This is a genomic window from Planktothrix sp. FACHB-1355 (assembly GCF_014748295.1).
GTDB lineage: Bacteria > Cyanobacteriota > Cyanobacteriia > Cyanobacteriales > Aerosakkonemataceae > Aerosakkonema > Aerosakkonema funiforme_A.
In genome coordinates, this window is the sequence record NZ_JACJUP010001210.1 from 1 (window position 1) to 2,067 (window position 2,067).

The following is a 2,067-nucleotide window of genomic DNA, read 5'->3' on the forward strand; positions in this document are numbered from 1 at the left end:
TATCGTATAAAGATTTCCGCCATTTTGAACGAGTCCAGCCGCTGGCGGTTGCCCTCAATGAAGATGTGCTGGACTACCTCTGGACTTTCCTGAATCTGAAAGACTATCCAGAGCAAGCTCGTTTGAACGATGCTGACTTTGCCTACTTACTGCAAGTCGATCCCCAAAGTCGGATTAGCTTTGCTCAAGGATGGATCGATGGAGTGTTATCCGTTTGGCAAACTATTAAGACTCAAGTAGACAACGTTCAGTAGCCGAACTCAGATGAGCCAAAGCGGTTTGACTAATTTTGCAATTATTTGATGGCGGTAGCCAGATAAAAAACGCCATTGACTCGAAAGCACAACTCGATGCCAGAAAGCTGGAGGATGGAGCGTCGTTCCCACAACTTGGTTGCATCCTCAATAGTTTGACACTGCACCATTAAACATCCCGGATGGAAGCGCAGGGATAGGGAGTGGGCGGGAATGCCAGACTGTTGAATCCAGGACAAGAGGGAGTAGTCGGCAGCAGTTAAGTCAAACATAAGTTAGAGAGTCGGAAGAAGGGATAAGAGTTATTAACTCCTAAAACTTTCAAGAGAACTGTGTCTTTTGTAACTTTATGCAGATATAGGCATAAAGAGATTGATAAATTTCAAATTTCCCTGACCGATGGAACGATCGAGGCGTTATAGCGGCAAAGCGACTCGATCGAATACATTTTCCGTAGGGGCTTGTAAACCTCACGCTCGATCTGAACAAGCAGATCGCATACCAAAAGGTGAGAGAAACGATAGAGGATTGCTCAGATTGGCAGCAAAACCAAGGATGGCGCGATCGCGATGCTCGTAGAGTAATTCCCCCTGTTCGTTAAACAAGAAAGTTGCTCCCCGTTGAGTTAGATAGGCAGGATTGGGAACATAAGTTTTCCAGTTACTCAACACTTCTGCCATATTCCGCAATCGCAAAGTCGCCAACTCAAACGGACGCTGGAAGCCTTTCCCACCCGCCCACCGGAAGAATGAACCTTTCAGTGGCGGAAGAGGGGGAGCCTGAACAATTTCTTCATCGCCAATTAACTGAGGCGCTCTTGCATCGCCTTTATATCCTCTCCATACTTCTGCCAAAGTACCGGGGCTACCAACTCCGGCACACATCAGCATGAGGTTTAGCCCAGCATTGACACCTGCCGATAAACCGGGTACTTTGAGCGATAGACCTGGATACAGGTTGAGTTTTTCGTGCAGTTGGGCGGTGGGATCTACAAACAAACACTCTGCCGGAAATCCTGTATAACTACAGAATCGCTGACCGGAAGTGCGATCGCCAATACCCACCGCTCGCAGGGCAATCTCTTGTGCTTGAAGTTTGTCCGCATCCCGCCGCAACCACCAAGCATATTCAAGGCTGTCGAAATCTCCCAATTGTGGCAATAGCAGTACGAGTTGTCGAGGTGAGGACTCGCAACCGCTCAATATCGGTAAAACTGCTCCATCACTCACCCGTTGGCACTTGGTTTGGCTCAAGATGGTATATATATTCATCGCCTACCTGTCTGCTGAAGATTGCATTTTCACAGATTATGCCAAGGGTGGTAGGCCAGTCCAGAATCATTACATCGTCACGTCAGGGCCTCTGGAACTTATCTATGGTAAGGCTAAGAATTTTCTATGGAAGTTTAACTTCTATTTAGGTGAGAAGGTGAATATTAATTCTCATTATAACGTACATTAAAAAATATTGAAGAACTGAATCATCTCCCAGTTTGGAATCTTTGAAGCCGGGAGGCAGATCTTAGCTTGGGTCTGCCTAATTTAGGCTATGGCTGATTCCACTCTCGACGGCAAAAGCTTTGCCTTGCAACTGCTTAATAGTTCCAAGTCGGTAAAAACTGATTAATCATTCATTCACCATTGATGTCAATTACCAACCTGATTCGTTTTAACAACCTGCGGGGCGACATCTTCGGGGGTGTCACTGCCGCCATCGTATCTTTACCGAAATTAATGGGTCTAAAGCCTCCCCCTTCCAGGGGGACTTTTCTTGATTCGTGCTAGAATAATTTATGTCAGGCACAACAACGTAA

Annotated in this window: 3 protein-coding genes; 1 reads left to right on the plus strand and 2 read right to left on the minus strand. The window is 46.4% G+C overall.

Features of this window, described 5'->3' with window-relative positions; genetic code table 11:
• Positions 1-254, plus strand: a 254-nt coding sequence (locus H6S82_RS30845) for a hypothetical protein (protein WP_199318001.1), incomplete at its 5' end; no start/stop codon positions are given.
• A gap of 41 nt (positions 255-295) precedes the next feature.
• Here the strand turns inward: H6S82_RS30845 and H6S82_RS30850 are convergent.
• Together H6S82_RS30850 and H6S82_RS30855 are read right to left on the minus strand one after the other, a co-directional pair.
• Positions 296-526, minus strand: coding sequence for a hypothetical protein (locus tag H6S82_RS30850; protein ID WP_190468127.1), 231 nt, complete (start codon positions 524-526; stop codon positions 296-298).
• Positions 527-724: 198 nt separating this feature from the next.
• Positions 725-1,525, minus strand: a complete 801-nt coding sequence (locus tag H6S82_RS30855; RefSeq protein WP_190468130.1) for a peroxiredoxin-like family protein — start codon at positions 1,523-1,525, stop codon at positions 725-727.
• Positions 1,526-2,067: the final 542 nt, after the last annotated feature.